Annotated in this window: 26 protein-coding genes; 11 read left to right on the top strand and 15 right to left on the bottom strand. The window is 66.2% G+C overall.

All coding sequences use genetic code 11. The features are described 5' to 3' along the window. Nucleotides 1-53: 53 nt before the first annotated feature. Nucleotides 54-1,226, bottom strand: coding sequence for a VWA domain-containing protein (locus CDO46_RS25940; RefSeq protein ID WP_087841443.1), 1,173 nt, complete (start codon nt 1,224-1,226; stop codon nt 54-56). A gap of 185 nt (nt 1,227-1,411) precedes the next feature. Beyond that, nucleotides 1,412-2,287, bottom strand: a complete 876-nt coding sequence (locus tag CDO46_RS25935; RefSeq protein ID WP_087841442.1) for a MoxR family ATPase — start codon at nt 2,285-2,287, stop codon at nt 1,412-1,414. Nucleotides 2,288-2,575: 288 nt separating this feature from the next. On the opposite strand from CDO46_RS25935, the gene CDO46_RS25930 reads away from it, so the two are divergent. After that, the gene (locus CDO46_RS25930; protein WP_087841441.1) at nt 2,576-2,935 is read left to right on the top strand and encodes a cytochrome c; all 360 of its coding nucleotides are present in this window, start codon (nt 2,576-2,578) and stop codon (nt 2,933-2,935) included. An 11-nt stretch (nt 2,936-2,946) separates the two neighbouring features. Next, nucleotides 2,947-3,315, top strand: a complete 369-nt coding sequence (locus CDO46_RS25925; protein WP_087841440.1) for a c-type cytochrome — start codon at nt 2,947-2,949, stop codon at nt 3,313-3,315. A 188-nt stretch (nt 3,316-3,503) separates the two neighbouring features. Here CDO46_RS25925 and CDO46_RS25920 read toward each other — a convergent pair whose 3' ends face one another. From CDO46_RS25920 to CDO46_RS25905, 4 genes are all read right to left on the bottom strand, one after another. After that, a complete protein-coding gene (locus CDO46_RS25920; RefSeq protein WP_087841439.1) occupies nt 3,504-4,484 on the bottom strand; it encodes a tripartite tricarboxylate transporter substrate binding protein in 981 nt (326 codons plus the stop codon). 27 nt (nt 4,485-4,511) lie between these two features. After that, entirely contained in the window at nt 4,512-6,068 is a 1,557-nt protein-coding gene (locus CDO46_RS25915; protein WP_087841438.1) for a sulfatase, read from the bottom strand. A 111-nt stretch (nt 6,069-6,179) separates the two neighbouring features. Then, on the bottom strand, nt 6,180-7,067 hold the full coding sequence (locus CDO46_RS25910) for a LysR family transcriptional regulator (protein ID WP_087841437.1): 888 nt from the start codon (nt 7,065-7,067) through the stop codon (nt 6,180-6,182). Between the two features lie 46 nt (nt 7,068-7,113). Further along, entirely contained in the window at nt 7,114-7,539 is a 426-nt protein-coding gene (locus CDO46_RS25905) for a DUF1841 family protein (RefSeq protein ID WP_087841529.1), read from the bottom strand. Nucleotides 7,540-7,676: 137 nt separating this feature from the next. Here CDO46_RS25905 and icd point away from each other — a divergent pair, with 137 nt between their 5' ends. Further along, on the top strand, nt 7,677-8,936 hold the full coding sequence (gene icd, locus CDO46_RS25900; protein WP_087841436.1) for an NADP-dependent isocitrate dehydrogenase: 1,260 nt from the start codon (nt 7,677-7,679) through the stop codon (nt 8,934-8,936). Nucleotides 8,937-8,984: 48 nt separating this feature from the next. Here the strand turns inward: icd and CDO46_RS25895 are convergent, their stop codons facing one another. The 4 genes from CDO46_RS25895 to CDO46_RS25880 form a co-directional block, all read right to left on the bottom strand. Beyond that, a complete protein-coding gene (locus CDO46_RS25895; protein WP_087841435.1) occupies nt 8,985-10,121 on the bottom strand; it encodes a PepSY domain-containing protein in 1,137 nt (378 codons plus the stop codon). Between the two features lie 59 nt (nt 10,122-10,180). Then, entirely contained in the window at nt 10,181-10,390 is a 210-nt protein-coding gene (locus CDO46_RS25890; protein WP_087841434.1) for a hypothetical protein, read from the bottom strand. 148 nt (nt 10,391-10,538) lie between these two features. Further along, the gene (locus tag CDO46_RS25885) at nt 10,539-11,513 is read right to left on the bottom strand and encodes a tripartite tricarboxylate transporter substrate binding protein (RefSeq protein ID WP_165963220.1); all 975 of its coding nucleotides are present in this window, start codon (nt 11,511-11,513) and stop codon (nt 10,539-10,541) included. A gap of 100 nt (nt 11,514-11,613) precedes the next feature. Further along, nucleotides 11,614-12,588 carry a tripartite tricarboxylate transporter substrate binding protein gene (locus tag CDO46_RS25880; protein WP_087841432.1) on the bottom strand — a complete coding sequence of 325 codons (975 nt, stop codon included), beginning with the start codon at nt 12,586-12,588 and terminating at the stop codon, nt 11,614-11,616. A gap of 286 nt (nt 12,589-12,874) precedes the next feature. On the opposite strand from CDO46_RS25880, the gene CDO46_RS25875 reads away from it, so the two are divergent. Genes CDO46_RS25875 through CDO46_RS25840 form a run of 8 tightly spaced genes read left to right on the top strand, consistent with a single transcriptional unit; the run spans nt 12,875 to nt 20,870 of the window. Then, nucleotides 12,875-14,071 carry an NAD(P)/FAD-dependent oxidoreductase gene (locus CDO46_RS25875; RefSeq protein ID WP_087841431.1) on the top strand — a complete coding sequence of 399 codons (1,197 nt, stop codon included), beginning with the start codon at nt 12,875-12,877 and terminating at the stop codon, nt 14,069-14,071. 16 nt (nt 14,072-14,087) lie between these two features. Next, nucleotides 14,088-14,702: an isochorismatase family protein gene (locus CDO46_RS25870; protein ID WP_087841430.1), complete on the top strand. Its 615-nt coding sequence runs from the start codon at nt 14,088-14,090 to the stop codon at nt 14,700-14,702. Nucleotides 14,703-14,712: 10 nt separating this feature from the next. Next, nucleotides 14,713-15,453, top strand: a complete 741-nt coding sequence (locus CDO46_RS25865) for an arylmalonate decarboxylase (RefSeq protein ID WP_087841429.1) — start codon at nt 14,713-14,715, stop codon at nt 15,451-15,453. Between the two features lie 18 nt (nt 15,454-15,471). Further along, on the top strand, nt 15,472-16,794 hold the full coding sequence (gene hisD / locus CDO46_RS25860) for a histidinol dehydrogenase (protein ID WP_087841428.1): 1,323 nt from the start codon (nt 15,472-15,474) through the stop codon (nt 16,792-16,794). After that, nucleotides 16,791-18,194, top strand: coding sequence for a 3-isopropylmalate dehydratase large subunit (leuC, locus tag CDO46_RS25855; protein ID WP_087841427.1), 1,404 nt, complete (start codon nt 16,791-16,793; stop codon nt 18,192-18,194). The genes hisD and leuC overlap by 4 nt, the downstream gene beginning before the upstream one ends. Then, the gene (gene leuD / locus CDO46_RS25850; RefSeq protein WP_087841426.1) at nt 18,191-18,796 is read left to right on the top strand and encodes a 3-isopropylmalate dehydratase small subunit; all 606 of its coding nucleotides are present in this window, start codon (nt 18,191-18,193) and stop codon (nt 18,794-18,796) included. Before leuC ends, leuD begins: the two co-directional genes overlap by 4 nt. Nucleotides 18,797-18,829: 33 nt before the next feature. Further along, a complete protein-coding gene (locus tag CDO46_RS25845; protein ID WP_087841425.1) occupies nt 18,830-19,693 on the top strand; it encodes an oxaloacetate decarboxylase in 864 nt (287 codons plus the stop codon). A gap of 19 nt (nt 19,694-19,712) precedes the next feature. Next, the gene (locus tag CDO46_RS25840) at nt 19,713-20,870 is read left to right on the top strand and encodes an iron-containing alcohol dehydrogenase (RefSeq protein ID WP_087841424.1); all 1,158 of its coding nucleotides are present in this window, start codon (nt 19,713-19,715) and stop codon (nt 20,868-20,870) included. Here the strand turns inward: CDO46_RS25840 and CDO46_RS25835 are convergent. The 5 genes from CDO46_RS25835 to CDO46_RS25815 all read right to left on the bottom strand — a co-directional run bounded on the left by CDO46_RS25835 (nt 20,852) and on the right by CDO46_RS25815 (nt 25,178). Next, nucleotides 20,852-21,598 (bottom strand): GntR family transcriptional regulator, encoded by a 747-nt coding sequence (locus CDO46_RS25835; RefSeq protein ID WP_165963221.1) that lies wholly within the window; start codon nt 21,596-21,598, stop codon nt 20,852-20,854. The genes CDO46_RS25840 and CDO46_RS25835 overlap by 19 nt on opposite strands. A gap of 86 nt (nt 21,599-21,684) precedes the next feature. Next, entirely contained in the window at nt 21,685-22,287 is a 603-nt protein-coding gene (locus CDO46_RS25830; RefSeq protein ID WP_087841422.1) for a bifunctional 2-polyprenyl-6-hydroxyphenol methylase/3-demethylubiquinol 3-O-methyltransferase UbiG, read from the bottom strand. A gap of 27 nt (nt 22,288-22,314) precedes the next feature. Further along, nucleotides 22,315-22,410: a cytochrome bd-I oxidase subunit CydX gene (gene cydX, locus CDO46_RS25825; protein ID WP_087841421.1), complete on the bottom strand. Its 96-nt coding sequence runs from the start codon at nt 22,408-22,410 to the stop codon at nt 22,315-22,317. Between the two features lie 20 nt (nt 22,411-22,430). After that, nucleotides 22,431-23,585, bottom strand: a complete 1,155-nt coding sequence (gene cydB / locus CDO46_RS25820) for a cytochrome d ubiquinol oxidase subunit II (protein ID WP_087841420.1) — start codon at nt 23,583-23,585, stop codon at nt 22,431-22,433. A 3-nt stretch (nt 23,586-23,588) separates the two neighbouring features. Then, nucleotides 23,589-25,178 (bottom strand): cytochrome ubiquinol oxidase subunit I, encoded by a 1,590-nt coding sequence (locus CDO46_RS25815; protein WP_087841419.1) that lies wholly within the window; start codon nt 25,176-25,178, stop codon nt 23,589-23,591. Between the last annotated feature and the right edge of the window lies 1 nt (nt 25,179).

The following is a 25,179-nucleotide window of genomic DNA, read 5'->3' as shown; positions in this document are numbered from 1 at the left end:
AGTGGATTGGAGTGCCGGGCCGCGACAACGTTCCCGCCGCGCGGCCCGGGATGCTACTTGGACAGCAGCCGCATGGCCTGTTCCAGGCCGCTCAGCGTGACGGGATACATGCGGCCCTGCATCAGTTTCCGGATGATGTCGGTGGATTGGCGGTAGGGCCACAGGCCCTCCGGCTCGGGATTGAGCCAGACGAAACGGGGATAGGCCGCGGCCATGCGCTGCAGCCAGACCGCGCCGGCCTCGGTGTTGTGGTATTCCACCGAACCGCCCGGCTGCAGGATCTCGTACGGGCTCATGGTGGCGTCGCCGACGAAGATCAGGCGCCAGTCCGGGTTGTACTTGCGCAGCACGTCCCAGGTGTGGGCGCGCTCGGCGTGGCGCCGGCGGTTGCTTTGCCAGACCCAGTCGTACAGGCAGTTGTGGAAATAATAGACTTCCAGGTGCTTGAACTCGCTGCGCGCGGCCGAGAACAGTTCCTCGATCCGCTGGATGTGGCTGTCCATCGTGCCGCCCACGTCCAGCATCATCAGCACCTTCACCGTATTGTGCCGCTCGGGCACCATGCGGATGTCCAGGTGCCCGGCATTGCGCGCCGTGCTGCGTATGGTGTCGTCCAGGTCCAGTTCCAGGTCGGCGCCTTCGCGGGCGAAGCGGCGCAGCCGCCGCAGGGCCACCTTGATGTTGCGCGTGCCCAGTTCCACCTGATCGTCGTAGTCGCGGAAGCTGCGCATGTCCCAGGCCTTGACCGCGCTGTGGTTGCCGGCGCTGTCCTGGCCGATGCGGATGCCCTCGGGGTGGTAGCCGCCGCTGCCGAAGGGCGAAGTGCCGCCGGTACCTATCCACTTGCTGCCGCCCTCGTGGCGTTCCTTCTGCTCCTCCAGCCGCTGGCGGAACAGTTCCATCAGCTTGTCCCAGCCCAGCTTCTCGATCGCGGCCTTGTCCTCGGGCGACAGCTCGCGCATGAAGCGCTGCACCAGCCATTCGGCCGGGATCTCCTTGCCCGGCGGGAAGGCCGCCTCGATGCCCTTGTAGTAGCTGGCGAAGGCCCGGTCATAGCGGTCGAACTGGCTTTCGTCCTTGACCAGCGTCATCCGGGCCAGCAGATAGAACTCGTCCACCGACGGCGCGATCACCCGGCGCGACAGCGCTTCCAGCAGCGTCAGGTACTCGTTGATGGAGACCGGCAACTGGTGCTTGCGCAGATGGTAAAAAAAATCAATGAGCATGAGGCCCCCCTACGCGCTTCGCGCGCCCCGAACGGTGAGCCCCCCGCCGCTGCGCGGCAGCCCCCCGAGGGAGCCTGGGCCCGCCTTGGGGCGGCCCGGCGCCGGGCCCAGGGGGCGGCGCTGGCGGACCGGCGAAGCCGGATCCGCGGCACCCTGAATGACGCGCGGGGTGGATCGATGCGATTTCATGCCCGTCTGCCGCTTCTAGCCATGAGGATCAGGCGTTCGAACAGGTGGACGTCTTGTTCGTTTTTCAGCAGCGCGCCATGCAGCGGAGGCACGGCGGCTTCGCGGTCGGTGCTTTTCAAGGCTTCAGGCGGGATGTCCTCGGCCAGCAGGACCTTGAGCCAGTCCAGCAGTTCGGACGTGGACGGTTTCTTCTTCAGGCCCGGGGTCTCGCGCAGCTGGAAGAAGCTGTCCAGCGCCGCCGACAACAGTTCCTTCTTCAGGCCGGGGTAGTGGACTTCGACGATGCGTTCCATGGTCTCCTTCTCGGGAAACCGGATGTAGTGGAAGAAGCAGCGCCGCAGGAAGGCGTCCGGCAGGTCCTTCTCGTTGTTGGAGGTGATGATGACCAGCGGCCGGTGCACGGCACGCACGGTTTCACGCGTTTCGTACACGTGGAATTCCATGCGGTCCAGCTCGCGCAGCAGGTCGTTGGGGAATTCGATGTCGGCCTTGTCGATCTCGTCGATCAGCAGCACCACCGGCTCGGGCGAGGCGAAGGCCTGCCACAGCACCCCGCGCACGATGTAGTTCGTGATGTCGCGCACCTTCTCGTCGCCCAACTGCGAATCGCGCAGGCGCGAGACCGCGTCGTATTCGTACAGCCCCTGGTGCGCCTTGGTGGTGGACTTGATGTGCCATTGCAGCAGCGGCCGCCCCAGCGCCCGGGCCACTTCCTCGGCCAGCATGGTCTTGCCGGTGCCGGGTTCGCCCTTGATCAGGAGCGGGCGCTCGAGCGTGAGCGCGGCATTGACGGCCAGCGTCAGGTCGTCGGTGGCGACGTAGGTGTCGGTGCCCTGGAAGCGGGCGGCGGACGGCGAGACGGACTGGGGCATGGTCGGGCTGGCGGTAGGGCCCCGCGGGGGCGAAGCACCCAGTATAAGAAAACTCCGGACGGGCAGGGTGAACCGGCGCCCGTCCCGCAAAAGGGGCGGCGGACGGAGGTTGTTCCTGATGTATCATTAGGGGTTAAATAAAGACGGAAACCGGACCTGAGTACAACAATACGGTTTCTCGATGGAATAAAACGGAGACGCTTCGTTGGCCTGTGGGGGCCGGGCGTTGCCGCTCAGTCGTTTCGCCGCCCGGTATCGGGATTTCCTTGATTCTGATAGAGCGTTCTAATGAAGTTGAGCATAACGAAGCGGGCGCTGCCCGCGTTGGCCGCCCTGGCCGCCTGTGCGGTCGTCGGCTCGGCCGTGGCCCAATCGGCCCCGCCGGCTACCATCACCGGCAACGCCGATGCCGCCCGTGACAAGAATTCCATGTGCATAGGCTGCCATGGCATCCCGGGCTACAAAGCCAGCTTTCCCGAGGTCTATCACGTTCCGATGATTGCTGGGCAGAACGCCAAGTACATCGAGGCGGCGCTGAAGGAGTACGCCAGCGGCGCGCGGACGCATCCTTCCATGGTTGGCATCGCCAAGAGCCTGTCCGAGCAGGACATCGCCGATCTGGCCGCCTATTACTCCAGCCTGAAGTGAGCCGTCCGACCATGAAGACCATCCAGCGCCTTTCCTTCCTCGTCGGCAGCGCCTTGCTCTCGCTGTCGGCCGCCCAGGCCGCCGGCGACATCGCCGCCGGCAAGGCGGTGTTCGATCGCATCAACTGTGCCTCCTGCCACGGTGCCGATGCCAAGACCTCCATCGATCCCAGCTATCCCCAACTGGCGGGCCAGCATCCCGACTACCTCGCGCATGCGCTGAAGGCGTATCGCCGGGGCCAGTCCAATGCCGCGCCGTCGGCCAACATCCGCAAGAACGCCATCATGGGTGCGTTCGCCGTCCAACTGTCCGACAAGGACATCGAGGATGTGGCGGCGTACCTGTCCAGCCTGCCTGGCAACCTGGCCGTACGTAAGTAGTAGGGTCCTCCTACGCGCTGACGCGCGCCCAGAATGGTGGGCCCCAGCCGCTATGCGGCAGCCCCAAGGGGCCGGGACCCGCCTTGGGGCGGCCCGGCGCCGGGTCCCGAGGGGCGATGCGGATGGACCGGCAAAGCCGGATCCACCGCATCCTCAATCTTCCATTTCGCTCCTGTGTGGAGCCTTGCTTATTCGGGGAGCAGGCCGGTCTGCCGGGTGATGCGTTGCCAGGTGGCGTGTTCCTGTTGCAGGAACCGGCGGTTCTGGTCGGCGGTGGACAGGGCCGGATCGGTGTCCAGGCCCAGGGAGGCCAGGTGTCGGGCGATTTCCGGCTTGGCCAGCAGCGTGTCGAGTTCCCGGTTCAGGCGCGCCACGACGGAAGCGGGCGTGCCGGCGGGGGCCGCGAGCATGTGCCAACCGGCCAGTCCGAAGCCGGGAAAAGTTTCTCCCAGGGCCGGAACGTCCGGCATCGACGGCAGCCGCGATGCGGTGCTGACCGCCAGGGCCTTCAGCCGGCCTTGCCCGACATGATTCATCACCACGATGGCAGGCAGGACGACGAGGTCGGTCCGGCCGGCTATGGTGTCCTGCAGCGCTTCCGAGGACTTCGAATAAGGCACCGTGGTCCAGCGGGCTCCTGACATCGATTCCAATGTGTTGGCCAGTATGCCCGAGAAGGTCTTGGCGCCTTCGGTCGCGACGCGAGGGCCCGTGCCGTCCTTGCCGGGGGCCGACAAGGCCTCCTTCAGCGTGGATGCCTTCAGCCCCGCGGTGGCTGCGATCATGAACGGGCTGTAGCCGATGAACCGGATGGGGACGAAGTCCTTGACGGGATCGTAGGGCAGTCCCTTGATCGTATAAAGATTACTGACCAGGGCGCTGGTGGTGCCGTAGAACAGCGTGTAGCCATCAGGCGAGGCGCGGGTGACGGCCTGGGCGCCGATGATGTTTTGCCCGCCGGGCTTGTTTTCTATCACGATCGGCTGGGCCCAGCCGCGGGCAAGCTGGGTTGCGATGTATCGCGCCACGATGTCGGTGCTCGAGCCGGGCGCGTGCGAGACGACCAGCTTGACCGGCCGCGTCGGCCAGTCGTCGCCCAGGGCGGGTGATTGCCAGGCGAGCGGGGCAAGGCCTGCGCAAAGCAGCCAGGATGTTGCGAAGCGGGGCATGTTGTCTCCTTGTGAGTATCTTTTCCGTCACGCAACGGCCAGCGGCGACAGGGCGGTGTCCGGGTGCGCCATGGCCTGGCGCAGCAACTGCTGGATCAGGGCGTCGCGGATGCCGCGGTGGGCGGCGCTGTCCCAGAGGTTGGCGCACTCGAGCGGATCGTCCAGGCGGTCGTACAGTTCGCCCCATTCCACGCCGTCATACACGCTGAGCCGGTAGCGGGGATGGACCAGGGTTCGCATCCGGACGGGGGCGTCGAAGCCGAAATAGGTCCGTTGGCCTTCCTCTTCGATCAGTACCGCGTCGCGGGCCTGGAACGGCCGCGCCTGGATCGAGGGCAGGAAGGACATGCCTTGCATGCCGTTGCAGGCTTCGACGCCGGCAGCTTCCAGAATCGTGGGCGCGATGTCGATGGTCGAAAGCAGGCCGTTTTCCCGCACGCGCCGGGCGTCCGGCGCGGCCCATATGAGCGGTGTACGTATCAGGCTGCGGTAATGCAGGGAGCCCTTGAACAGCAACTGATGATCGCCGCCGTATTCTCCATGATCGGCCGTGAAGATCACGATCGTGTTGTCGGCCAGCCCGCATTCTTCCAGGGTTTGCAGTACACGGCCGATGTTTGCGTCGATGAAGCTGATGGCCCCGTAGTTGAGCGCGATTGCCTCTCGTACTTCTCGTTCCGTGGCGGCAAAGCAGGCCATGGAGGTCTTGTGGGCGCGCCCCGCGTCGCGCTGGCGGCGCAGCCACGCCAGGTGGGGCGGCGGGGTGTCCGAGCGGTAGGACGCGGGCAGCGCCATGTCCTCCGGACGGTACATGTCCCAGTATCGGCCCGGCGGCGTATAGGGATGGTGCGGGTCCGGAAACGAGGCATACAGGAAGAACGGCGCATCGTTCCGCGCATAGGCGCGCAGACGGTCGCAGGTCCGCTCGGCTACCCACGCGCTGGGGTGCAAGGCTTCGGGTACGCGCGTGCGCCAGGCCTGGCCGACCGCCGCCAGCTCGTAGTCGCTGGGCAGGGCATTGGACCGGCCGATCCATGTTTCCGCGTCGGCGCACTTGCCGCGCAGCCATTGCCGGTAGTGGCCGTTGATGTCGTCGCCATGTTCGATGCCGATCTCCGCATGGCCGAAGCCGTAGTAGGGCAGGCTCATGGGGTATTCGTGGCCGCGCCAGCTGGCGACGCTTTCCTGCAGGTAGTCCCCGGGGTAATGCCGGGCGCCGTCGCGGGCCCGGCGGGGTGTCCTGGGATCGGGAAGCGGCGCATGGTCCGTCATGGTCTGGAGATGCGACTTGCCTATCAGTGCCGTGGCGTAGCCCGCCTCGCGCAGCAGCTCCGGGAAGGTCACGGCTTCCAGCCCCAGCGGCAGGCCGTTGTGGCGGACGCCGTGGGCCGACGGCATGCGGCCGGTCATCAGGCTGGAGCGGTTGGGCATGCAGATCGGCGTGGCGACGTAGGTGTTCGAGCTGGTCCAGCCCCGCTCGGCGAGCCGGTCGATATTCGGGGTCCGCACCGTGGTGTTGCCGTAGCAGCCGAGGTGATCGGCGCACAGCTGGTCGACGATGAACATCAGGAAATTGGGCCGCATGCTTTGCTTCGTGGAAGGAAGGGTCTCGGAGCCGAGATCCTAGCGGCTGGGGCCGGCTGACCGGTAATAGGAAGTTTTGAGAGCGCCATCACCCCGCGTGATGGCGGGCAGTCAAACCTGGCTTGCCAGCGTGGCCTTCATGATGCGCTCGGCCGCGATGACGGCATGGGACTTGGGCAGGTCGGGGCAGGCGCGTACGACCACGCGGCGGGAAAAGGCGGGGTGGGCGATGCGTCGGACGACCAGCGACGTGCCTCGCGTCAGCGTGCCCGCCAGTCCTTCGGGCAGCAGGGTGGAGAATTGGCCAGTCTCGCACAAGAGGAGGAGCGAGGAAATGTCCTCCACGCCGCCCATGATGTTCAGCCGGAGCTTCTGCGCCTGGGCCAGGGCAAGCAGCGACTGGTGCAGGGGCTGTGCCATGGACAGCAGCAGGGGAAAGTCCTGGAGGCTCGGCAGTTCCACCGGCGGCGTTCCGCCGGCATGGCTGGCCGGCGTCACCAGGCAGATGTTTTCCTCGTATAGATGCGCGTCGGATTCCCCCCGCTCGTCACTGGCCAGCACCAGCATGGCCAGGTCCAGTTCGCCGCGGCGCAGCCGCTGCGCCAGGGCGTCGGAATAGCCCACCACCAACTGGGGCTGGATGCCGGGGGCCTCCTGGCGCAGGCGGGTGAACAGCGGAGCGCAGGCGACCGGCGCGGCGCTGTGCAGGATGCCTATGCGCACCGGGCCGCTGGCGGTGTCCAGGGTGGACTGGATGGCGGCCCTGGCCCGGTCGATCTGCCTGAGGATGGCCAGCGCATGGTGCAGCAGTTCCGTCCCCGACGTGGTCGGGACCACGCCCGTGGGGCCGCGGGTGAATAAAGGCGTGCCGAGTTCGGTTTCCAGAGCGGCCAGGGCCTGGCTCAAGGCCGGTTGGACCACGTGCAGGCGCCGCGCCGCCGCGGAAAGGCTGCCCTGCTGGGCAATGGCGACGAAGTATCGGAGCTGCTTGACGTCCATGTCGTGGCCGGCCTGCTGAAGGACCGCGTGGCGGGAATGCGGCGGCCTACGAGCCGGCGCGCTGGCGGATCAGCTCGATATAGGCATCGGTATCGAGCGGGGTGCCCAGGCGCTGGGCTTCCCATACGACGCGGCCCAGGCATTCCATGATTTCGTGCGCCGCTTCGTGGGCGCCCTTGCGCTGGGCCAGCCGCTGGTAGGCGTCGCGGATGCCGGGCGGGTGGTCGATCGAAAGCTGTTCGGCGATCGCCAGGTGCATGGACAGGTGCAGGAAGGGGTTGGTGCGGCCGGCCTCGACGCTGTAGTCGGCCTGGGCGGCCTCGGGGTTCTCGAGGTCGCCGTGGTATTCGGGGTGTTCCAGGATCCAGTCCAGCGCGGTGGCTTCCAGCGGCGTCAGGACTTCGCCGGCGCGATGCTTGCGCCAGGTCTCGGTGAAGAACTGGCGGACCTGGTCTCGGGTTGGATTGAACATCATCCGGGCATTGTACCCGCCGCGCCGGGCCCGCCCCGCCGCCGGCCGCGTGCGCCGCCCGGCCGAATACGGGATAATCCACGGGATGTGACAGGGCCGCGCCGCGGCTTGCTTCAACGATCGTTCGGAAACGCCGCATGTCTTCCTACAAGCATATCCAGGTGCCCGCCCAGGGCAGCCGCATCACCGTCAACGCGGATTTCTCCCTCAACGTGCCCGACCAGCCCATCGTCGCCTACATCGAGGGCGACGGCACCGGGCGCGACATCACGCCGGTGGCGCTGAAGGTGATCGATGCGGCCGTGGCCAGGGCCTATGGCGAGGCCCGCCGCATCCACTGGATGGAAATCTACGCCGGTCGCAAGGCGACCACGCTGTATGGCGAGGGGGGCTGGCTGCCCGACGAGACCGTGGCCGCATTGCGCGAGTTCGTCGTCGCGATCAAGGGTCCGCTGGGCACGCCGCCGGGCGGCGGTTTCCGTTCGCTGAACGTGATGATGCGGCAGGCGCTGGACCTGTACGTCTGCCTGCGGCCCATCCAGTACCTGCGCGGGGTGCCGTCGCCGCTGAAGCAGCCGGAGAAGACCAACATGGTCATCTTCCGCGAGAACTCCGAGGACATCTACGCCGGGATCGAGTACGCCGCGGGTTCGCCCGAGGCCGTGGAGCTGATCACCGTGCTGGAGGAGAAACTCGGGGCCAAGCACCTGCGCTTCCCGGCCACCTCCGGCATCGGCATCAAGCCGGTCTCGCGCGAGGGCACCGAGCGCCTGGTGCGCAAGGCCATCCAGTATGCCCTGGACCACGACCGCCGCTCGGTCACGCTGGTGCACAAGGGCAACATCATGAAGTATACCGAGGGCGCGTTCCGGGACTGGGGCTACGAGATCGCCCGCCGCGAATTCGCCGCCGAGACCATAGACGCGGGGCCGTTCTGCCGCATCCGCAACCCGCGCACCGGCCGGGACGTCCTGATCAAGGACTGCCTGATCGACACGTTCTCGCAGACCATGCTGCTGCGCCCGGTCGAGTTCGACGTGATCGCCACGCCCAACCTGAACGGCGACTATCTTTCATCGGCGCTGGCCGCGCAGGTCGGGGGCGCCGGCATCGCCCCGGGCGCGAACATGAGCGATTCGGTGGCCGTGTTCGAAGCCACCCACGGGACGTCCGCCAAGTACGCCGGCAAGGATTACGTCAATCCCAGTTCCGAGATCCTGTCGGGCCGCATGATGCTGCAGCACATGGGCTGGCACGAGGCGGCCGACCTGATCCTGCCGGCCATGGAGCGAACCATCCAGTCCAAGCGCGTGACCTACGATTTCGCGCGCCAGATGGAGGGCGCGACCCAGGTGTCGTGCTCGGGATTCGGGGAATCGGTCATCGCCAACATGTAGGCTGCGAGTCCGCGCCCCCCGCGCCGCGCCCCCAAGGGGGCGGCGCGGTCACGCGGACGCCGTGGCCTGCTTGCGCCGCGCCGCCGTGGCGGGTTGCCGCTTCCTGAGCCAGAGGTACAGGCCGCTGCCAAGCACAATGATGGTCGCGATGTCCAGCAGCGCCCAGATGATCTGCATGGGCAGGCCGCCGTAGTCGCCGAAGTGCAAGGGCTGAGAGACCAGGAGCGCCGTCAGGTACCAGGGCAGCCTGGGCGCCGCGGTGACCTCGGCGGTCTTGGCATCGACCAGCACCGGCTGCAGCAGCTTGGAGGTGAGCGGTTCGTTGCCGGCCAGGAAGAAGGTGTTGTGGTGGGGGCTGGAGAACGCCGTGCCGGGGAAGGCGATGAACGACAGGCGGGTGCCGGGGGCGGCCGCCTTGGCTGCTTCCATGGACCGCTGCAGCGAGGCCCGCTCGGGCGCCGGCGTGAGGGGCTGGCCCTGATAGGGCGCGAGCAGGGTGCTGAGCTGATCGTACTGCCAATACTTGATCATCAGGTCGGCCCAGGTATTGATCATGCCCGTGCCACCGACGACGAAGGCCCAGACCAGGGTCACGATGCCCAGCAGATTGTGCAGGTCCAGCCATTTCACGCGCTTGGTGCGATGGCGCCGGACCTCGCCGAAGTCCAGCTTCTTGGTGAAGGGACCGTACAGGACGGTGCCGCTGACGATGGCGATGAGCAGCAGCAGCCCCATGAAACCCAGGAACAGCTTGCCGGCCAGGCCCGCGAACAGGTCGACGTGCAGCTTGAGCATCACGTACATGAAGCCTTCGTCGAAGCGCGGCTCGGCCAGGATCTCGCCGGTGCGCGCATCCACCGCCACGGAACGGAAATCGTCGGTGGGGGCGGGCGTGGGGGTAAGCGTGACGAACCAGATGCGCTCGTCATCCTCGTCTTGCGAGGCGAACTGGATGACCCGTTCGGGGTAGCGCGCATGCGCGACTTCCAGGATGCGGTCCAGGCTGACCCGGGCGCTGTCGTCCTGCATCGCGGGCGCTTCGACCTCGGTTCCCAGCAGGTGGCCGATTTCGTGGTGGAAGATCAGCGGCAGGCCCGTCAGGCACAGCAGCAGCATGAACACCGTGCAGACCAGGCTGCTCCATTTGTGCAGCCAGGCCCAGGTCTTGAGCGAGCGGGCGGACATGCGTCAGTCCTTCGTGAAGGTGGTGGGGCCGCGGGTGCCGGCGGAGTGGGTCGAGACGTTCATGAGCGGTGGTGCGATCCATGGGCGCGGGCCCGGACGGGACGGCGGCGCAAGCCGAACCAGAGCATGACTGCGACCGGGGTGCCCAGGCCGACCCAGGACCAGGCGTCGCCCCAGGTATCGGACACGAGGGCGCTGAGCAGTCCGGTGATGGTGAGGATGCCAAGCGCGAGCGGCCAGGCCCAGATGCGAAGCGTCAGGGTCGACATCGGTCCTCCATGGGAACCGAGAAAAAGAAGAATAATAATGATTTTTATTTAAAAAATAAACCGTGCGCGTGGGGCGCAATGGCGGTCCGGGGGAGGGGGAGGCAGGGGCGGAGGGCGGCGCGCGACCGCTCTCCGGTCGGCGGGGCCGCTACTTGCTGCGCTTGTCCAGCAGCGGGTCGATCTTGTTCCGTTCCTCCGTGAGGAACTTGGCGAAGCTGGCCGCACCGGGCTCCATGGCGCTGGCGCCGGCATCGACGAAGATCTTGTCCACCTTGGGGTCGGCCAGCGCCTTGCCGGCGGCTTGTTCGAGGCGGGCGATGATCGCGGGTGGCGTTCCCCTGGGCGCGAACAGGCCGAACCAGCCGTTGAAGTCGAAGTCCGGCAGGTTCAGGGCTTCGGCCACGGTCGGCACGTCAGGCAGTAGCGGCGATCGGGTCTTTGACGTAACGGCCAGCGCGCGCAGGCGGCCTTCCTTAAGGAAGGGGGCGGCCACGGGCGTGTTGACGAATCCCATCTGCAGCGTGCCGCCCAGCAGGTCGGTCATGGCTTGGGCGTTGCCGCGATAGGGCGTGTGGGTGAATCGGGCGCCGGTCCGGGCGGACAGCATTTCGCCCGCGATGTGGCTGGAGGTGCCTTCGCCGGGCGAGCCGTACACGAACCGGTCCGGCGATTTCCTGGCCTCGGCTACCAGTTCGGGCAGCGACTTGACCGGGACCGACGCGTTGACGGTGATGACGTTGGTCATCTTGGCGACTCCCGAGATCGGCACCAGATCGGTCGCGGGGTTGAAGCCCAGGTTGGGGAAAAGATGGGGGTTGGCCACGATGGGCAAGCCGTTGATGAGGATGGTGTAGCCGTCCGGCTTGGCGCGTACGACGTATTCGGTGCCGATGTTCGTACCTGCTCCGGGCTTGTATTCGACGATGACGGGTTGTCCGAGCGTCGATGCCATGTGGTCGCCGATGGCGCGCGCAAAGACATCCGAGGATCCTCCCGCCGCGCCGCCGATGATCATCCTGATCGGCCGGGTGGGGTAGGCGTCGTCCGGTTGAGCCGCGTGGGCGCCACCCGAGATGGCAACCATGAGTGCGAAGCAGCTGGCCTTGAGTCGTGTGTTACGCATGGTACGTGCTCCCTGCGTTGTCGGTCGGTCCATCGTCGAGGTCCGGGCACGAGGCGTGCCACGGACCCCTGCTCGAGCATCCTGACTTTCCCGGGGCGGGCTATTTGTTGACGGAGGCGCCCGATTGCTTGACCAGCTCCGTCAGGCGCTCGGTGTCCACGCGCAGTGTGCGCGCGAAGTCGGCGCTCGATCCGCCAACCACTTCGGCGCCCGCGTTCATGATCGTCTCGCGCGAGGAGGGGTCGGCCAGGGCCTGGGCCGAGGCCTTGTGCAGCCTGGCGATGATGTCGCCGGGCGTGCCGGCCGGGGCCAGCAGGCCGAACCAGCCCGTGAGTTCATAGTCGATGTTCAGGGCCTCGGCCACCGTGGGCACGTCGGGCAACAGCGACGAACGGGTCGAGGATGTGACCGCCAGCGGCCTCAGCTTGCCGGATTTCACGAACGGCAATGCCACGGGCAGGTTGACGAAGCCGACCTCCAGCAGCCCTGCGAGGTGATCGTTCGTCGCCTGGGCGTTGCCCTGGTAGGCCACGTGCGTCAGCTTGGCGCCCGTCTTCATCTCGAGCAGTTGGCCGGACAGGCTGGCGGAGCTGCCGAAACCGGGCGAGCCGTAGTTGTACTTGCCGGGGTTCTTCTTCGCCAGCGCGATGAGTTCCTTCAGGTTGTGGACCGGCAACTGGGGATTGACCGTGATCACGTTGGACATGGCGGCGGCTTCGATGATCGGTGTCAGGTCTTTCAGCGGGTTATACGGCAGGTCGGGATATAGCACCTGGCTCGTCGCCATCGAGATGCCATTGAGCAGCAGCGTGTAGCCGTCCGGTGCCGCCTTGGCCACGTAGTCGCTGCCGAGGTTGGTGCCGGCACCGGCCTTGTATTCCACGATGAAAGGCTTGCCCATGGACTCTTGCAGCTTCATCGCAAGCAGCCGGGCAACGATGTCCGAAGTGCCGCCCGCGGCTGCGGGGACGATGATCCGTACCGGCTTGCTGGGGTAGGGCTGTGCGTTGGCCGTTGCGGGAAGGATCGCGACGGCGGCCGCGATGTGCAGGGAGGCTAGAAGCGGTCGAAGCATGGTGGTTCCTCGGTTGTGTTCGGGAGGGGCGGCGACTGCCACGATGGCATCCTGAGGATGTCTTGTTTTGTACACAATCCAATCCTAATCCTTATTTGCTCGATTGGTTCGATGTTTTGGTGAAAACCCCGAGAAAATTTTCGAATTCACCATTTTGGCGTTTGTTTTCGCCAGTTTGCGCTTGATTGGTGCATAGGCGGGAAAGTTTGAAAAGGAACTAAGCGCTGGACTGGCGGTTTTCTTTGGCTCATAATTTTTCTCAGATTGTGTACAAAGCGAGAAAGAGATGCCCAAAGCAAGAGTTCTGGTGGCCGGGGCCGGCCCGGTGGGCCTGGTCAGTGCCATGGTGCTGGCCGATGCCGGGATCGAAGTTGAGTTATTCGAGCGCAATGCCAGCGTGATGGAGGACCTGCGTGCCTCGACCTTTCATCCGCCCACGCTCGATATGCTCGATCGCTACGGTATTGCCGACCCCCTGGTCGAGGCCGGCCTGAAGGCGCGCTATACCCAGCAGCGGGACCGTCGCAAGGGACTGATCGCCGAGTTCGATCTGGCTCGGCTGGCCGGCAGCACCAAGTATCCCTTCCGGTTGCAATGCGAGCAGTGGAAGCTGAACGACGAGCTGGTCAAGAAACTGGCCAGTTATCCGAATGCCAGAGTGCGGTTCGGCTGCGCGGTCGAGTCGGTGCAGCAGGACGAAGGCGGCGTCACGGTGCAATTGCGCACGGCCGACGGCATCGAGACCGCCTGCGGCGACTTTCTCATCGGCGCGGATGGCGCCTGGAGCGCGGTGCGCAACAGCGTCGGCATCGAATTCGAGGGCTACACCTATCCCGAGCGTTTCCTGGTGGTGTCGACGCAGTTCCCGTTCGAGCAGCACTTCGAGAACCTGTCACTGGTGAACTACATCTCGGATCCGGAGGAATGGTGCGTGCTGCTCAAGGTGCCGTCGCTGTGGCGCGTGCTGTTTCCCACGCCCGAGCACGAGTCCGACGAGCGGGTCCTCTCGGATGCCGTCATCGAGCGACGCCTGCAAGGCCTGTTGCCCCAGCCGCGGCCCTACCAGATCGTTCATCGCACGCTGTACAAGGTGCACCAGCGCGTGGCCGCGCAGTTTCGCAAGGGTCGGGTACTGCTGGCGGGAGACTCCGCGCACATCAACAACCCGCTGGGCGGCATGGGCATGAATGGCGGCGTGCATGACGCCTTCAACCTGACCGGCAAGCTGATCGAGGTCCTGGCCGGACGCGCGCCCATCGAACTGCTCGACCTGTACGAACGCCAGCGCCGCACCGTCGCCATCGAATACATCAACGCCAACACCGCGCGCAACAAGAAGATGATCGAAGAACGCGACGAGGCCGTGCGCTCCCGCATCCACGATGAGCTGCGCGCCACCGCGACCGACCCGGTCGCGTCGCTGGACTATATCCGCAAGACCTCGATGTTCGACGCGCTGGAGCGCGCGGCGGAAATTGCGTGACCTGAAGGGGAAGGACATGGATGAACTGGATGTCTACCAGCGCCAGGGCCTGGGACATGCAAGCGGCGTGGGACGCCAGTGCGGGCTGGTGCTGGTCGATTTCATCAACGGTTTCGTCGATCCGGCGCTGTTGGGAGGCGCGCATGTGAGCGAGGCGGCGCAACGCACGCAAGGCCTGCTGCATGCCTTCCGTCAGCGCAACTGGCCAATCGCGCATGCGCGCATGGTGTATGCCGAGGATGGCAGCGATCACAACGTTTTCTGCCGCAAGACACCGAGCCTGACCCGATTTACCGAAACAGCCGAGTGTTCGCAGATCGTCCCGGGGCTCGCGCCAACCGCCGGCGAGTACATCGTGCGCAAGCAGGGCGCCTCGGCTTTCTTCGCGACAGGCCTGGCCGACTGGCTGCGCGGCAAGGGCGTGGACACCGCGGTGGTGGTGGGTTGCACCACCAGCGGCTGCGTACGCGCAACTGCGCTTGACGCCATGCAGCACAACTTCCTGACCGTGGTGGTGGCCGATTGCGTGGGCGACCGCGCGATGGGTCCGCACCAGGCCAGCCTGTTCGACATGGGGCAGAAGTATGCGGACGTGATGGATCGCGACGAACTGATTTCACTTTTTTCTTGAGGAGCAAGCCATGGATCACCTGGGTTATCGGATGAAGTTCGGCGTGATTGGGCCGTCGACCAATACCATCGTGCAACCGGATTTCGACGACATGCGCCCGGTAGGCGTCACCAACCACTACAGCCGCATCGAGATTCCCGACTTCAAGGTCGACAGTGACGAGAGCTTCGTGCACATGATGGAGTCGATTTCGGGCAACACCATGCAGGCGGCCAGTGTGCTCAAGACCTGCGAGATGCAATACCTGATCATGGGCATGTCGGCGGTAATGTTCTGGGGGGGCAAGAAAGGGGCTCAGGCGTATCTGGAAAAGATGCGCGAGCACGTGGGCGTGGATGTGAGCTGCGGTTCGTTCGCGCTGGAGGCAGCGTTGAATGCCTACGGCGCGCGCAGGATTGCCTTTCTTTCTCCCTACTACCCCGTGGCGAATGCGGAAGCGCGGCAGTTTTTCGAGGACTGCGGCTTCACGGTCGTGCGCGACATCTGCCTGCGCCGCCCGAGCCCGGTCCAGATCGCGCATACCACCGACCAGATGTGCCGCGACGCGATAAACGAGCTCAATGGCGATGACGTCGACGCCATCGTGCAACTCGGTACCAATCTCTCCATGGTCCGGCTGGCCGCCGCCGCCGAACTCTTCCTGGACAAGCCCGTCATCGCGATCAACACGGCCACGTACTGGCACGCGCTGCGCCAGTGCGGCATCCAGGACAAGGTCCAGGGGCTGGGGCGCCTGTTGTCGCACTACTGAACACGATCAGGAGACGCCATGATTCGCTATCTCAAGCGCGGCCGTGATGTCCAGGCCCGTGCCAACGACGACGTCGCCGTCCGCAACACCGTCGAGGGCATCATCCGCGACATCGAGGCTCGCGGCGACGAGGCCGTCCGCGAGTACAGCAGGAAATTCGACAACTGGGATCCGCAGGACTTCCGCCTGTCGCGGCCGGCCATCGAGCGGGCGATGAAGAGCCTCTCGTCCGGCGAACTGGACGACATCCGCTTCGCCCAGGCGCAGGTGCGCAACTTCGCCCGGATCCAGCGCGAATCCATGCTGGACGTGGAGGTCGAGACCCGTCCCGGCGTTTTCCTGGGGCACCGCCATATTCCCCTCAACGCGGTCGGCTGCTACATCCCCGGGGGCAAGTATCCGCTGCTGGCGTCGGCGCACATGAGCGTGCTGACCGCGAAGGTGGCGGGCGTGAAGCGGGTGGTGGCTACCGCGCCTCCTTTCCACGGGGAACCCCACCCGGCCATCGTCGCCGCGATGCACATGGCGGGCGCGGACGAGATCCTGGTCCTGGGCGGCGTGCAGGCCGTGGTGGCGATGGCGGTCGGCACGTCTTCGATCGCACCGGTGGACATGCTGGTCGGTCCGGGCAACATGTTCGTGGCGGAAGCCAAGCGCCAGCTGTTCGGCCGCGTGGGAATCGACCTGTTTGCCGGCCCTACCGAAACGCTGGTCATCGCGGACGAGTCGGTGGATGGCGAAATCTGCGCGGTCGACCTGCTTGGACAGGCGGAACATGGGCCGACTTCGCCGGCCGTGCTGCTGACCGACAGCGAAGCGCTGGCGCACGCCACCATGGCCGAAGTGGAACGGCAGCTCAAGATCCTGCCCACCGCCGAGATCGCGGCTCGTTCGTGGGCGGAGTTCGGCGAGGTCATCGTCTGCGATACGCGGGAAGAAATGCTGCAGAAGGCGGATGAGCTGGCCTCGGAGCACGTGCAGGTGATGACCCGCGATCCGGACTGGTTCCTGCAAAACATGACCAACTACGGCGCGCTGTTCCTGGGGCCGCGCACGAACGTCGCCTTCGGCGACAAGGTGATCGGCACCAACCACACGTTGCCCACCAACAAGGCGGCGCGCTACACCGGCGGCTTGTGGGTCGGCAAGTTCCTGAAGACCTGCACCTTCCAGCGCGTGACGACCGACGCGGCCAGTGCCGAGATCGGCGAATACTGCTCGCGCCTGTGCCATATGGAGAATTTCGCGGGGCATGGCGAGCAGGCCAACATCCGCGTGCGTCGCTACGGCAACCGGCCGGAACTGCCGTGGTACGAGCCAGTGGCGGCCTCGCAGCCATGACCACGCTATTCGACAAGATCTGGGCGGAACACTCGGTCGCCCGCAATGATTCCGGCGAAGACCTGATCTATATCGACCGGCATCTGGTGCAGGAGGTATCCAGCCCGCAAGCCTTCGCCAGCATGGCCGAGGCCGGCCGCTCGCTGCGTTCGCCGCGGCGGCACATCGCGGTGCAGGACCACAATGTACCCACCACGGCCGACCGGCTGTCGAACATTCCCAATGCGGAAAGCCGGGAGCAGATCGCCACGCTGCGGCGCAATACCCGGCGCACGGGCATGCGCCTGTTCGACCTCGACCATCCGCTGCAAGGCATCGTGCACGTCATCGCGCCGGAGCTGGGCTACGTGCTGCCGGGCAGCACCGTGGTCTGCGGCGATTCGCACAGTGCCACGCTGGGCGCGCTGGGGGCGCTGGCCTGGGGCATAGGCACCTCGGAAGTGGGCCATGTGATGAGCACCCAGAGCCTCTGGATGCGCAAGCCGAAGACGATGGGTGTCCGGATCTCGGGGCAGTTGTCCGCGGGAGTCTATGCCAAGGATCTCGCGCTGGCCCTGATCCACCACATCGGCACCAGCGGCGGGACCGGCCATGGCATCGAATACCTGGGCCCGCTGGTGCAGGCGCTCTCGATGGAGGCGCGGCTCACGCTGTGCAACATGACCATCGAGGCCGGCTCGCGCTTCGGCCTGATTGCGCCCGACGCCATCACGCTGGCCTACCTGCGCGAACGGGTCCAGGGGGCGGCGCGCGAACATTTCGAACAGGCGGCACAGGCCTGGGCCGCGCTGCGCACCGACGAGACGGCCGACTATGACCGTTACGTCGAGTTCGACGCCGACGGGATCATGCCGCTCGTGACCTGGGGCACGACGCCGGCCGACAGCGCCCCGTTCTCGGGCCGCGTGGGCGACGGGATCGTGCCCAGGGACGACGCCGACCGCGACCGCCTGCGGGAGAGCCTGGCCTATATGGGTCTCGAACACGGCCAGCCGCTCGCTTCGGTGCCCATCGACGTGGCTTTCATCGGCTCGTGCACCAACGGCCGCCTGGAAGACCTGCGCGCCGCCGCGCAAGTGGTGCGCGGCCGTCGTGTCGCCGCGGGCGTGCGCGCGCTGGTGGTGCCGGGCTCGACCAGCGTCAGGCGCGCGGCCGAGACCGAAGGCCTGGCGCAGGTTTTCGTCGACGCCGGCTTCGAGTGGCGAGAGTCCGGCTGTTCCATGTGCATAGGCATGAACGGCGACAGCCTGATGCCGGGCCAGCGCTGCGCATCCACCTCCAACCGCAATTTCGAGAACCGGCAGGGGCAGGGGGGGCGCACCCACCTGATGAGTCCCGCCGCGGTGGCGGCATCCGCCCTTCGGGGCCGCCTGGCCGATCCCCGGGAGTACCTGGCATGAAAGCAGTCATTGCGGAAGTCCACGGCCGCGCCGTCCTGCTGCCGCGCGACGATATCGATACCGACGCCCTGTTTCCCGGCCGCTTCCTGCGCGCGGTGCACCGCACGGGCCTGGGGGCGCACCTTTTCGCCGACTGGCGGGCCGAAGGCCGGCCCGAGGTGGCCTTCATGGAACAGGCCGAGCCGCCCAGCGTGCTGGTGGCGCTTTCCAACTTCGGCTGCGGATCGTCGCGCGAACATGCGGTGTGGGCGTTGGCGGACTATGGCGTACGGGCGGTCGTGGCCCTTTCCTTCGGCGATATCTTCCGCAACAACTGCGTGAAGAACGGCCTGGTGCCTGCCACGGTGACGCCGGCCGACCACGAACGCCTGGTACGGGCATGGGCGGGGCCGGCCCAGCCCATGCTGCGCCTGAGGGTGGCGCAGCGGACTCTCACGCTCCCGGATGGCGGCGCCATCCCGATCACACTGGCCGACGGCCATGCGGAACAACTGCTTTCGGCCGAGGACGAGATAGACCGCACATTGCGTCACGACGCGGCGCTGCGCGCCTATGAAGGGCGTATCCAGCGCGACCGGCCCTGGCTGGCGTCCATGGACTGAATGGTTCCCTTTTCTTCGCTTAGTGGAGGCCGCATGGCCAACCCGATTCTCAGACAAAAACTCTCCAGCGGCGAATTCATCGTCATCCCGGGCGTGCAGGACATGATCGCCACCATCATGACCACCAAGGTCGGTTTCGACATCGTCTACGGTTCGGGCTATTGGCTCACGGCCTCCAACCTGGGGTTGCCGGACGCCGGCATCGCCACCTATACCCAGATGGTGGATCGCATGCGCACCATCACGCGCACGACCTCGGCGGCACTGATCGCCGACGCGGATACGGGCTATGGCGGCTTGCTCAATGTGCACCACACCGTACGCGGCTACGAGGAAGCCGGCGTCACCGCCATCCAGCTGGAAGACCAGGAGTTTCCCAAGAAGTGCGGCCATACGCCCAACAAGCGTTGCGTACCGATCGAGGACATGGTCGACAAGATCAAGGTTGCCTGCGATGCCCGGCAAGACAAGGAAAACTTCCTCATCATCGCCCGCACCGATGCGCGCGCCAGCCTGGGCGTGGATGACGCCATGCGCCGCATGGAAGCCTATGCGAAAGCCGGCGCCGATATCCTGTTCTTCGAGGCCCCCCAGAGCGAAGAGGAAATGCGCCGCGTTTGCGAGGCCTTCGACCTGCCCATGATCGCCAACATGGCCGACGGCGGCAAGACCCCGATCCTGCCGGCTCATGTGCTCAAGGAAATTGGTTTCTCGCTCGCGATCTTTCCGGCCATGACCAGCCTGGTCGCGGCCGCGGCGATGGAAAAGGCGCTGCGCCACCTCAAGGAGACGGGCACCAGTCTGTCGCCCGACATTCCCATGGCCGATTTCAGGGAGTTCTGCGAACTGATCGGCTTCGGGGATGTGTGGGATTTCGAGAAGCGCTGGGCGCGTTGACGTATTCGGGAGCCCGAACGTGGACAGGTTCGAATTTTCCACCGTACCGCAGCTGATCGTGGAGCGGGGCGCCGCGCGTCGCTTGGGCCGGCTGCTGCGGGACCGTCATTCCGCCATGCGCCTGTGCCTGGTCACGGACCGGTTCCTGCATGCCAGCGGACTGCTGGCGCCCGCGCTGGCCGATTTGCGGGACCACGGCTGGGAGGTCACCGTCATCGACGACGTGGTGGCGGATCCACCCGATCATGTGGTGGCGAAAGCGGCCGATCGCGCGCGCGATGCCAGGGCGCAAGTCGTGCTGGGCATGGGCGGCGGGTCTTCGATGGACGTGGCCAAGCTCATCGCCGTGCTTTGCGGCTCGGCCCAGCCTCTGGCCGAGATGTATGGCATAGGCAAGGTCGCCGGTCCGCGCCTGCCGTTGATCCTGATGCCCACCACGGCGGGCACGGGTTCCGAGGTGACGGCGATCTCGATCGTGACGACGGGCGAGACCAGCAAGAGCGGGGTCGTCTCGCCGTTGCTGATGGCAGACCTGGCCATCCTGGATGCCGAACTGACCGTGGCACTTCCGGCCGCCGCCACGGCAGCGACGGGCATAGACGCCATGGTCCATGCGATCGAGGCCTATACGTCGGCGCGATTGAAGAACCCCTTGTCCGACATGCTGGCCCGGCGCGCCATGCAATGGCTGTCGAGGAATCTGCTGCAGGCCTGCCGCGAACCCTCGAATCTGGATGCGCGCGAGGCCATGCTGCTCGGGGCCATGCTGGCCGGGCAGGCGTTTTCCAATGCGCCCGTCGCGGCGGTTCATGCATTGGCCTATCCCCTGGGTGGGCATTTTCACGTGCCGCATGGACTGTCCAATGCCCTGGTCCTGAACCACGTGCTGCGTTTCAATCTCCCTGCCGCGCGGCCGCTGTACGCCGACTTGGCACGCGTGGTGCAGGCAGAGTATGCCGGCGCCGATGATCTGGCGGCGGCGGATGGCTTCATCCGCTACATGGAAGAGCTGGTGCGCGCAACCGGCATTCCCCGTTCGTTGCGCGAAGTGGGCGTGGCGCAGGCCGATCTTCCCATGCTCGCGCGCGATGCCATGATGCAGCAGCGATTGTTGGTCAACAATCCGCGGCCGGTGTCGGAAGAGGACGCGTTGGCGATCTATCGAGCGGCGTTCTGATCCACGGGGGACGAGGCGCGTTCGAGCAGCGCGAACTGGGCCGACCGCAGGTGGCCATGCATGACCGCGCGTGCCCATTCGGGGTCGCGCGCGGTGAATGCATCGATCAGTTCACGATGATGCTGGAAGGTACGCGCCAGGCGCGAGCGGTCGTAGCTGCGCCGCGTCAGCAGGATGATCTTGATGTCCACGCCCTTGGTGCGCATGGCCAGCAGCCGCGGGTTGCCGGCGGATTCGGAGATGCGCGCGTGGAAGTTCCGGTTCAGCGGGGCGATGCGGTCGAGGTTGGCGGGACTGATGTCCGGGCCGCGTGATTCCATCTCGTCCTGGATCTCGTGCAGCTCGGCCAGCGTGGCCGGGCTCATGCGGGTCGCGGCCAGGGCGGCCAGTTCCGATTCGATCAGGATGCGCACCGCGTAGAGATCCCGGATTTCCTGGGTGGTCCAGGTTCGCACGGTGGCCCCCGCGTTGGCGCGCAAGATCAGCAGGCCATCGGCCACGAGCAGCCTGAGCCCTTCGCGTACCGGCGTGCGCGATAACCCCAGTGCTTCCGAAACTTCCTTTTCCGTGATGCGCGCGCCCTCGGGAAACCGGCCCGAGATGATGCCGTCCCGCACGTAAGCGTAGGCTTGCTGGACGGACGGGGCCCGCGTGGTCAGATCGGAGGACAGCGAATACGTATCGGACGAGAGCGTCGGTACGGACGAAGATTTCGAAGTAGGGGACATGCGCGCGGCAGCCAGGCTTGGTGCAACAACTATAGCGGATATGCCGCCAGGCATGGGGCGGCTGGCATGGGCCGGCGTGCCGCAGGCTAGGCCGCGCGCCGGCCCACGTAGCGGGTAACGAAGGCCGGCCCGCGGTGCCCGTCTCCTTCGTCCAGTTCCACCTCGCCTTCCCAGCCGTGCACTTCCTCGAGCAGGCCGGCGAAGTCCGCGCGTATCGTGGCCAGGTCGCTCAGCATGTCGACGTCACGGGGACCGCCGCTCCGGTAGGCCAGCTGGCGCGGGTGGAAGGATTCCAGGACCAGCCAGCCGCCGGGAGCCAGCGCGCCCGCCAGGCGACGGTGGGCGTCGGCCCGGAAGCCGCTGGGCAGGTGGACATAGATCAGCACGACCGCTGCACAGGTGGCCGGCGGCGGTGTCCAGGCGGCCAGGTCCGCGTTCAGCGTGGTGATGGTGACGCCGCGGTTCGACGCCAGGGCCAGCGCCTTGTCCAGTCCGACATGCGAATTGTCGACCGCCAGCACTTGGTGTCCGCGCTCGGCCAGCCACACGCTGTTGCGGCCCTCGCCATCGCCGGGCAGCAGCACCCGGCTACCGGCCGGCAGGCGGGGTTCCTGCTCGGCCAGGAAGCGGTTGGGCGCGGTTCCGTACTTGTAGCCAGGTTCGGAAAAGCGTTGATCCCAAGTCTTCATACCGCTCGATATCTCCGATAGGGGGACTTACTCGTCTTGTTCCCTGAGTTCGTACCACATGGCGTTCAGGACGGCGAAGGTCGCCGCCAGGCCCAACCCCAGTATCCAGGAAAAGTACCACATGCTCGTTCCTCCCAGGTGTGTCAGTAGGCGTGGTTGCCGGGTTCTTTCAGGGACGCTTCGTCGACCTTGCCCCACAGGACCCGGTAGACCCAGGACGTGTAGGCGACGATGATCGGGACGAAGATGGCCGATGCCACCAGCATGATGAACAGCGTCAGGTGGCTGGAGGAGGCATCCCAGACGGTCAGGCTGGCCCGCGGGTCGGCGGACGACGGCAGCAGGAACGGGAAGATCGAGACGCCCACGGTCAGGATGATGCCCAGTATGGCCAGCGAGCTGGCCAGCAGCGCACCGACCTCGCTGCGCACCCGGAGCAGCAGCAGGGCCAGCGCGGAGCCGGCCAGGCCGGCGGCCGGTGCGAGCATCAGCCACGGATGGGCCGCATAGTTGTCGAACCAGGCGCCCGTCGCGGTTTCCGCCGTCTTGCGCAGCGGATTGGAGGCGCCCAGGGGATCGATGGCGCTCGTGATCCGGTACCCGTCCACCCATGCCCACAGCGCGATGCCGCCCAGCGCGAACAGCAGCAGCGTCAGGAACGCCGCCGCGCTGCCGTAGCGGCGCGCGCGCTCGGCCACCTCGCCGCTGGTCTTCAGGACCAGCCAGCACGCGCCTTGCGTGGCCAGCATGGCCACCGATACCAGGCCGCACAGCAGGGCGAAGGGCGACAGCAGTCCGAAAAAGCTGCCGTCGTAGAAGATGCGCAGATCGCCGTCGAGCCTGAAGGGCACGCCCAGCAGCACGTTGCCCACCGCCACGCCCAGGATCAGCGAGGGCACCAGGCCGCCGGCGAACAGCGCCCAGTCCCAGACCGCGCGCCAGCGCGTGCCTTCGCGCTTGCTGCGGTACTTGAAGCCCACCGGCCGCAGGATCAGCGCGAACAGGATGGCGAACATCGCGAGATAGAAGCTCGAGAAGGACACCGCATACAGCGGCGGCCAGGCGGCGAAGATGGCGCCGCCTCCCAGGATCAGCCACACCTGGTTGCCTTCCCACACGGGGCCGATGGTATTGATGACCACGCGGCGCTCGATGTCGGTGCGGCCAACGAAGGGCAGCAGCATGCCCGTGCCCAGGTCGAAGCCGTCGGTCAGCGCGAATGCGATCAGCAGGATGCCCAGCAGCGCCCACCAGATCAGGCGCAGCACGTCGTAGTCGATGAGTGTGTGCAGAATCATGGCTTACTCCTGGGCGGTAAGGCGTTGGGACAGGTGCGGGGCCACGAGCCGGACTTCCGGATCGGGGTCGGGTTCCACGCCCTTGCGAATGGCGCGCAGCATCAGGCTCATCTCGACGATGAACAGCACGGTATAGAGCGCGGTGAAACCCAGGATGGTCAGCAGTACCGTCTCCACGCCCAGGTCGGAGACGGCGGCGGCGGTGGGCAGCACGCCTTCGATGACCCACGGCTGACGGCCGAACTCGGCCACGATCCAGCCCATCTCGGCGGCGATCCAGGGCAGCGGGATCGAGAACACCGCGACCTTGAGCAGCCAGCGGTGCGCGTCGAGCCGGCGGCGGGCCGACAGGATGAAGAACGTGGCCGTCAGCAGGATGAAGAAGAAACCCAGGCCGACCATGATGCGGAAGGACCAGAACAGCGGCAGGACCATGGGCACGGTGTCCCAGGCGGCCTGGTCGATCTGCGCGGCCGTGGCCTGGCGCGGGTCGTCCAGGTAGCGCTTGAGCAGCAGGGCGTAGCCGAGGTCGCGGCCGTGCTCCTCGAACGCGTCGCGGTCGGCAGGCGCGATGGCGGCGGAGCTTCCCGCCGCGCGTATGCGCTGCAAGGCGTCGAAGGCCACGATGCCGCTGCGTATGCGGTCCCGTGCGTGGTCGACCAGCGTGGTGATGCCGGGGATCTCGGTGGTGAGCGAGCGCGTGCCGATCAGGCCCATGACGGCCGGGATGCGGATGGCGTAGTGGGTCTCGCGCGCCTGCTGGTCCGGGATGCCGACGATGGTGAAGGGAGCGGGCGCGGGCTCGGTTTCCCACATGCCTTCGATGGCGGCCAGCTTCATCTTCTGGTGCTCGGTCGACAGGTAGCCGCTTTCGTCGCCCAGGACCACCACCGACAGCGCCGAGGCCAGCCCGAACGAGGCGGCCACCGTCATCGAGCGCTTGGCCACGTCGATGTGCCGGCCCTTCAGCAGGTACCAGGCCGATACGCCCAGCACGAACACCGAGGCGGTCACGTAGCCGGCCGATACCGTGTGGACGAACTTGGCCTGTGCCACCGGGTTCGTCAGGACGGCGAAGAAGTCGCTGACTTCCATGCGCATGGTCTCGGGATTGAAGGCCGAGCCGACGGGGTTCTGCATCCACCCGTTGGCGATCAGGATCCACAGCGCCGAGAAGTTCGATCCCAGCGCCACGCACCAGGTCGCCACCAGGTGGCCGACGCGCGACAGCTTGTTCCAGCCGAAGAAGAACAGGCCGACGAAGGTCGCTTCCAGGAAGAAGGCCATCAGGCCTTCCAGCGCCAGCGGCGCGCCGAAGATGTCGCCAACGTAGTGGCTGTAGTAGCTCCAGTTCATGCCGAACTGGAACTCCATCACCAGGCCGGTGGCCACGCCCAGCACGAAGTTGATGCCGAACAGCGTGCCCCAGAATTTGGTCATCTGCCGCCAGATCTTGCGCCCGGTCATGACGTAGACCGTCTCCATGATGGCGATGACGACCGACAGGCCCAGCGTGAGCGGGACGAAAAGGAAGTGGTAGAGCGCCGTCAATGCGAACTGCAGGCGCGAGAGTGAAACGATGTCGAGGTCCATG

It is taken from the genome of Pigmentiphaga sp. NML030171, assembly GCF_002188635.1.
GTDB classification, from domain to species: domain Bacteria; phylum Pseudomonadota; class Gammaproteobacteria; order Burkholderiales; family Burkholderiaceae_B; genus Pigmentiphaga; species Pigmentiphaga daeguensis.
The sequence above is the reverse complement of the archived record's forward strand: the minus strand, read 5'-3'. Positions and strand labels throughout refer to the sequence as shown.